General features: G+C 73.0%; 6 protein-coding genes and 1 pseudogene. 5 read left to right on the forward strand and 2 right to left on the reverse strand.

The window, feature by feature from the left end:
• Window positions 1-65: 65 nt before the first annotated feature.
• The 4 genes from ACWEPL_RS55915 (at window position 66) to ACWEPL_RS55930 (ending at window position 4674) form a co-directional block, all read left to right on the forward strand.
• On the forward strand, window positions 66-1943 hold the full coding sequence (locus ACWEPL_RS55915; RefSeq protein WP_452441416.1) for a DUF2264 domain-containing protein: 1878 nt from the start codon (window positions 66-68) through the stop codon (window positions 1941-1943).
• A gap of 110 nt (window positions 1944-2053) precedes the next feature.
• Window positions 2054-2524, forward strand: a complete 471-nt coding sequence (locus tag ACWEPL_RS55920; RefSeq protein WP_350732244.1) for a MarR family winged helix-turn-helix transcriptional regulator — start codon at window positions 2054-2056, stop codon at window positions 2522-2524.
• Window positions 2525-2611: 87 nt separating this feature from the next.
• Complete coding sequence (locus ACWEPL_RS55925) at window positions 2612-3709, forward strand: NAD(P)/FAD-dependent oxidoreductase (protein ID WP_452441417.1); 1098 nt, start codon at window positions 2612-2614, stop codon at window positions 3707-3709.
• Between the two features lie 56 nt (window positions 3710-3765).
• On the forward strand, window positions 3766-4674 hold the full coding sequence (locus tag ACWEPL_RS55930; protein WP_363969337.1) for an LLM class flavin-dependent oxidoreductase: 909 nt from the start codon (window positions 3766-3768) through the stop codon (window positions 4672-4674).
• Here ACWEPL_RS55930 and ACWEPL_RS55935 read toward each other — a convergent pair.
• The gene (locus ACWEPL_RS55935; protein ID WP_452441418.1) at window positions 4610-5170 is read right to left on the reverse strand and encodes a hypothetical protein; all 561 of its coding nucleotides are present in this window, start codon (window positions 5168-5170) and stop codon (window positions 4610-4612) included. The genes ACWEPL_RS55930 and ACWEPL_RS55935 overlap by 65 nt on opposite strands.
• Before the next feature lie 376 nt (window positions 5171-5546).
• Between ACWEPL_RS55935 and ACWEPL_RS55940 the strand changes: the two genes are divergently transcribed.
• Complete coding sequence (locus ACWEPL_RS55940; protein ID WP_452441420.1) at window positions 5547-6686, forward strand: AAA family ATPase; 1140 nt, start codon at window positions 5547-5549, stop codon at window positions 6684-6686.
• Here ACWEPL_RS55940 and ACWEPL_RS55945 read toward each other — a convergent pair.
• Window positions 6615-7208 (reverse strand): annotated as a pseudogene (locus ACWEPL_RS55945) (hypothetical protein); the annotation flags it as partial. The gene ACWEPL_RS55940 and the pseudogene ACWEPL_RS55945 overlap by 72 nt on opposite strands.

A 7208-nucleotide genomic window follows, 5' to 3' on the forward strand; every position in this document is an offset into this window, starting at 1 on the left:
CCGTTTACAGGTACGGTGCCACTCTGTCGAAGGTCTGCCCAGGTGGATGCCGTAGTATCCGGTCCATGTCCTCCCCCCTGCGCCTCCCGCCTGCCGACCCGCAGCTGTCCGATTTCACCGGATGGACCCGTGCCCACTGGGAGAGCGTGGCGGACCACCTGCTCGACTCCGTGGCGCCGTACGCCACGGACGGCTTCGCCCAATACCGCCTGCCCGGGCGGGCGAGCCGGTCGGGCACCGTCAGCGACGGGCTGGAAGGGTTCGCCCGCACGTTCCTGCTCGCGGCCTTCCGCATCGCCGGGGCTGGTGGCGACGTGCCGCCCGCCCTGCTGGAGCGCTACGCCGCGGGGCTGGTGGCCGGCACCGATCCCGCGCACCCGTACGCCTGGCCGCCTTTGACGGACATGTCGCAGCCGCTCGTGGAGGCCGCCTCCATCGCGCTCGCGCTGCACGAGACCCGGCCCTGGCTGTTCGACCGGCTGTCACCGGAGCAGCGGGAGCGGGTGGTGGCCTGGCTGGCCGGGTTCGTCGGGCGGCGCACGCCGGACAACAACTGGGTGCTGTTCCAGGTCGTCGTGGAGCAGTTCCTCGCCGAGGTGGGCGGGCCGCACGATCCCGGCGAGATCGCCGGCGGGCTGGAGCGGATCGAGGAGTGGTACGTCGGCGACGGCTGGTACTCCGACGGCAAGGGCAAGAACTTCGACTACTACTCCGGCTGGGCGATGCACCTGTATCCGTCGCTGTGGGCGCGGATGGCCGGCGACACCGCCCGCGGGCGGCTCTACGCGGACCGCCTGCGCCGGTTCCTGGAGCACTACCAGCACCTGTTCGCCGCCGACGGCGGGCCGGTGCACCAGGGGCGGTCCCTGATCTACCGGTTCGCGACGGTCGCGCCGCTCTGGCTGGGCGCGCTGGCCGGCGCCTCGCCCCTGCCCCCGGGGCGGACCAGGCGGATCGCGAGCGGCGTGCTGCGCCACTTCGTCGAGCGCGGCGCCCCCGACGAGCGCGGCCTGCTCACCTGCGGCTGGTACGACGCCTTCCCGCCCGGCACCCAGGACTACTCCGGCCCCGCCTCGCCGTACTGGGCCAGCAAGGCCTTCCTCGGCCTGCTGCTGCCGCCCGGGCACCCGGCCTGGACGGACGCCGAGGCGGCCGCGCCGGTCGACCGCGCGGACCAGGTCGTGGCGATGTCCCCGCCGGGCTGGCTGCTGCACGCCACCCGCGAGGACGGCGTCGTGCGGCTGGTCAACCACGGCAGCGACCGCGACCGCGTCCAGGACCCCGCGGGACCGCCGGACCCGCACTACCTGAGGCTCGCCTACACCAGCCACACCGGCCCCGACATCGGCGAGCAGGCGGTCGACGGGCAGCTCGCCGTCGTCTCACCGCAGGGGACGCCCTCCCGGCGGCGCCGCATCGAACCCCTCGCCGTGGGCGAGCGCTTCGCCGCCTCGGCGTACCAGGACGGGCCCGTCCGCGTGGTGACCGCCTCCGTGGTCGACGGCGCGGCCGAGATCCGGATCCACCAGGTCACGGCGCCCGCCGGACACCAGGTACGCGACGGCGGCCACGCGGTGGCCGGTCCGCGGCCGCCCGAGGCCCGGTCCGGGGACACCTGGGCGCTGGCCCGGCGCGCGGACGGCCTGACCAGCGTGGTGCGCGGGCTGCACGGCTACACGGGGGCGGGCGTGGCGAGCGGGCACGGCGTGAACGCCTTCGGAACGCACTCCGCCACGCCGTACCTGATCCGCGACGCCCACCCGGGCGGGACCGCCGTGTACGTCAGCCTGGTCCTGCTCACGGCGGCCGAACGGGAGCCGGCGATGCCGGAGGTGCTGGTGAACGGGGACGAGGTCACCCTGCGGCCGCCCGCCGGGGATCCGATCACGGTCCGCCTGTCCGGGCGGGCCACCCTCGTCGGCCAGGACGGTACGACCCAGTAGGTCGGCCCCGGGAGCACCCTGGTCATGCCCGCGGGCCGGCAGGGGGAGTGGCACCCGAATGGGTAGTTCGTCCTACGAATTGTCAGGCGTTTGAATGTTATCCTGAACGCGTGGAAAAGCATGATGAGGAGCGGATCGGGGTGGTGGCCGCGCTGGTGCGGTCCACGTTCCTGACGAACGCCGTGTACGCCGAGTCCGCCAGGGAATATGGCCTCACCTCGCAACAGGGGCAGTTGTTGTGCGTGCTGATGGCGCAGCCGTACGGCATGAGCGAGCTGGGCGCGATGCTGGGGCTGGCCAAGTCCAGCCTCACCGGCCTGGTGGACCGCACCGAGCGCAACGGCCTGGTCCAGCGCAGACCGGACCCGCACGACTCGCGCGCGCTGCGGATCGCGCTGACCAGGAAGGGTTCCGAGCTCGCCGCGGAGTTCTACACGGAGACCTGCGCGCGGATCGAGAACCTGACGGCGGGCCTCGCCGCCGCCGACCGTGACGCGCTCGCAGACCTGCTCGGCCGGGTCGTGCAGGACAACAAGGTCCCCGTGGTCTTCCTGGAGCCCGGCGAGGGGGCCCACTCGTAAAGCCGCCCCGGAGTTGCAGTTCGTGTAGCGAACTAATATGGTTCGTAGCACGAACTCAACCTATTCCGTTGATCGGGGCGTGCAATCATGAGTCGTAAAGTTGTGGTCGTCGGCGGTGGTTACGGCGGTTCGGCGCTGGCCAAGGCGCTGGACGCCGAGGCCGACGTCGAGGTCGTCCTCGTCGATCCCCGGGACGCGTTCTTCAACACGGCCGGGTCGCTGCGGTCGGTGACCCGGCCGGAGTGGGGGAGCAACATGTTCTTCCCCTACAGCGGGTTCCTGACGCGGGGCACGGTGGTCCGCGACCGTGCGGTCTCCGTGGATCCCGGCGGCGTCACCCTGGCCTCGGGGCAGCGGGTCGAGGCCGACTACCTGGTCCTGGCCACCGGCTCCAGCTACACCTACCCGGCCAAGCCCGTCGCCGACTCCACCGAGCAGGTCCTGGACGACCTCCGCGCGACCCACAAGGAGCTGGCCGGCGCCGAACACGTGCTGATCCTGGGCGCCGGCCCGGTCGGTCTGGAGCTGGCCGGGGAGATCAAGGAGGTCTGGGCGCACAAGCACGTGACCGTCGTCGACCCGGCCGGGCAACTCCTGCCGGCGTTCGAGCCGGAGCTGCGCCAGGACCTGCACCGCCAGCTCGATGAGCTCGGCATCCACCTGCGGCTGGGCACCCACCTGACCGCGCCGCCGGCGACCGAGCCCGGCGAGGCCGGGACCTTCACCGTCACCACCGCCGATGGCGAGGAGATCACCGCCGACATCTGGTTCCGCGCCTACGGCGTGCGCGTCAACAGCGACTACCTCGCCGACGGCCGGCTCACCACCCGCACCCCGCAAGGGCAGGTGCGGGTCACCGAGACGCTCAACGTCCACGGGTACGACCACGTCTACGCGATCGGCGACATCACCGACGTGCCCGAGGCCAAGATGGCCGGGTACGCGATGCAGCACGCCGAGGTGGTCGCGGGCAACATCCTCGCCCAGCTGCGCGGCGAGCGGCCCACCGCCGCCTACCGGCCCCTGCCCCACCCCATGATCCTGCTCCCGCTCGGACCGCGCGGCGGCGTCGGCCAGCTGCCCAGCCCCGACGGCCCGGCCGTCGTCCCGGCCGAGACGGTGTCGGCGTACAAGGGAGCCGACCTGTTCACCGGCCGCTTCACCGAGCAGTTCGGCGCCGCCTGAAGGGCCTCCCGGCCGCGGCAGGTGTGATCATGAAATTCGAAAGGAAAGGCAGAACCTTGTCCGGACACGACGTCGTCTTCGGCTTCGGCGCGCACAGCGGCGTCGACGAGGCGCCGGAGCTGCTGCGCATGGCCCAGCAGGCCGACCGCGACGGTCTCGACCTCCTGTCGCTGTCGGACCACCCCTACATCGGCAGGCGCCTGGACGCGTACGCCGCCCTCGGGTTCATCCTGGGGAGTACGCAGCACGTCGCCGGCCTCGTCAACGTCACCAACCTGCCGACCCGCCCCGCTCCCATGCTGGCCAGGACCGTCACGTCGTTGTCGGCGCTGTCGCAGGGCCGCGTCGTGCTGGGCATGGGCGCGGGCGGGCTGTGGGACCGGATCGCCGACATGGGCGTCCCCCGGCTGTCGCCGGGCGCCGCCGTGGACGCCTTCGAGGAGGCGATCGTCCTGGTCAAGAAGCTGTCGGGCGGCGGCCCGCCGGTCACCTTCGAGGGCCGCCACTACCAGGTGCACCAGATCGAGCCGGCTCCCGTGGCCGCTCCTCCGGTGTGGACGGGATCGAACGGCGCGAAATCCCTGGCCGCCACCGGCCGGGTGGCCGACGGCTGGCTCCCCGGCCACGCGGCGGACTGGCTCAGCGAGCGCTACCGGACCTCGCGGCCGATCATCGACGAGGCGGCGGCGGCCGCGGGCCGGGATCCACGCGAGATCCGTACGATCTACAACTTCCCGGGCCGCATCACCGACCGGCCGCTGCCCGCCACCCGTGACAGCGACGGCCGCTGGATCGGCGGCTCCGTCGGCCAGTGGGTCGAGGAACTGACCGGGGCCGTGCTGGAGCACGACGCCTCGGGTTTCATCCTCTTCTCGGCCGATCACGGCGTCGCCGATCTCGTCACGCTCGGCCGCTGGGCCGGGGAGATCGTCCCGGCCGTGCGCGAGGCGATCCGGGCCTCCTGAGGCGGCGCGTCAGCCGTACGCCCGGGAAGAACGTGAGGGCGTAACCCGCGAAGAGCAGGTCCACCACGAAGAACGCCCCCAGGGCCCAGAGGTCGTGGCTTCCCGGGGCGTGGACCTTGCCGCCGCCGTGGCCCGTGTACAGGGCCGGAGCCTGGTCACCGGCGGACAGCTCGTCCTCGTCGCGGCCGTGGAGCCAGGCGTCGGCAAGGCGCAGGCCGCCGTCGTCCGAGCGGAACGAGCCCTGCCACGAGCAGATGCCGTAGATGGAGCATTCGAGATGTTCGGCCGTGAACGTCCCCATAGTGCCCTCGCCGCGCGCCGCCCGGATCTCCGGCGCCGCCGCGAGCACGGCGAAGTACGCGCTCACCACGGCCAGCGCCAGCATGCCGAGGCCATAGAGCTCGACGACGCCGAGCCGGAGCCCGCCCCCACGGGCCCCCGCCTTCGCCCTGCGTGTCTTTCCGGCTGATCCGCCGGGCCCCCGTCCTTGCCGCAACGCCCACCTCCCGGTCGGGTGTGTGCCTCCCCCTTCAGCATGCACCCGCCGGGAGGACGGGGGTGGCTCAGCCGAGCAGCTCGGAGCCGGAACGTCAACTGCCGCACGGTCGACGGTGCGGCGGCATTCGCGCGGCGCTCCCCGCGGAATTCGCCGGACGATATACGGAGAGTGGTCACCTGAACGCGTATCTTTTCCGAGTCGCCCACGGTAATTCCAGGCCGAACTCGAGAAAGAAACGGGCGCGGCGGAGAAGTCAAATTCCGGACATCGGCCCCCGGCATGAGTCGTGACTCAGCGGGGGACAAAATGCTCATGCGAAGCACGCCGGGGCCTCATTTACGCGCATTCCCCACGACGTTATCAGTCGGCCGTAATGCGCGCGCCCACGCCCGGTAACGCCGTTTACCCGGAAGACCCCGACCACGAAATTCCGGGTCCCGAGGGCTGCTCGGTCGCGGAGCAGCTGTTACAGCGCCTGGTGGCGCTGCGCCGATGGTCGGGGCAGCCGTCGCTGCGCAGGCTCCGCATCCTCGGCGGCTCGGTGGAGCTCGCGGACGGCACCTGGGTCGACGTGCTCCCGGAGACGACGGTCTCGGCGGTGCTGCGCGGTCACGGCCCGCGCGGCCTGCCGCGGCTGGCCCTGGTGGAGGCGTTCGTACGGGCCTGCCTGATGTCCTGCGGCCAGCAGCGGCACGCGGCCGAGCAGGTGCGGCGGTGGCGCCGGGCCTGGCGGGCGCTGGCGGCGGGCGAGGAGGGGGCGCCCGGGCCGGCCGAGCGGGATCCGGCCCCGGCGGCGGGCGAGGAGAGGGCGCCCGCCCCGGCCGAGCGGGATCCGGCGCTGCCGGTGCCGCGCCAGCTGCCGCGCCCGATCCGCGGGTTCGCCGGGCGGGAGCCGCAGCTGGCCCAGCTGGAGGAGTGGTCGCGGCGGCCGTACGGCGACCTGGCGGCCGGCCCGCTCGTCCTCGTGACCGGGCCGCCGGGGATCGGCAAGTCGGCGCTGGTCGTCCAGTGGGCGCACCGGTCGGCGGCGCGGTTCCCCGACGGCCACCTTTACGCGGATTTATCGGGAGATGCTGGGGCGCATCCGGTGATCGTCAGGTTTCTGCGGGCGCTGGGTGTGCGGGTGGCGCCCGACGACGAGGAGGAGGCCTCCTGCCTGTACCGGAGCGTGCTGGCCGGGAAGCTGATGCTGGTCGTGCTGGACAACGCCCGGTCGGTACGGCAGGTGCGCCCGCTGCTGCCCGGCTCGCCCACGTGCACGGTCGTCGTGAGCGCGCGGACGTACCTGAGCGACCTGGTGATCCGGGAGGGCGCGCTGCCGATGGAGCTGAGCGCGCTGAGCGACCACGACGCGTTCCGGGTGCTGTCGGCCGCGCTCAACGTCGAGTTCGCGCACCGGGACCGGGAGGCGTGCCGCCGGTACGTGGTCGAGGCCGGAGGCTCACCGCTCGCCCTGCGGATCCTGGCCGAGAGCCTGATCCGCGAGCGCAACGTACCGAGGCTGAACGCCTGAGAGCGCGAACATCCCGGCGGCCAGCAGCCCGCACAGCGCCGCCCCCGTGATCACGGCCGTGGTCGGCGCGAACTCGGCGGCCAGCCCCGCCACGGCGAACCCGAGCCCCTGGAAGAACATCATCCACGAGGCCCGCACGCTCAGCGCCCGCCCCAGCAGCTCCTTCGGCGCGGCGTCCAGGAGCATGCGGTCCAGGCCGAGCTGGAACGACGCGCCCAATCCCGCGACGAACAGCACCCCCGCCGCCACCGGGATCGGCGGCCGGAACGCGAAGGCGAGCAGGGGTGCGAAGCACAGCGCGGCCAGCGCCGCCATCAGCCTGACCTGCCGCCCGGCGGACAGCGTCCAGTTCCCGGCGAACTCGGCGGCCACCGTGCCCAGCGGCAGCGCGGTCAGGAGCAGACCGGCGCCCACGGTGTCGTCCGCCGACAGCTCCGCCGCGTACGGCACCGCCAGCGCCTCCGGCGCCGAGAAGCCGCCCCGCCGCTCCTCGAAGCCGCGCACGGCGCCCAGCCTGCGCTC

Source organism: Nonomuraea sp. NPDC004186, from assembly GCF_053603495.1.

Excerpts from the sequence above, each read along its gene's own strand:
- ACWEPL_RS55915 (WP_452441416.1), top strand. The coding sequence starts at position 66 with ATGTCCTCCCCCCTGCGCCTCCCGCCTGCCGACCCGCAGCTGTCCGAT.
- ACWEPL_RS55940 (WP_452441420.1), top strand. The coding sequence starts at position 5,547 with ATGCGCGCGCCCACGCCCGGTAACGCCGTTTACCCGGAAGACCCCGAC.
- ACWEPL_RS55925 (WP_452441417.1), top strand. The coding sequence starts at position 2,612 with ATGAGTCGTAAAGTTGTGGTCGTCGGCGGTGGTTACGGCGGTTCGGCG.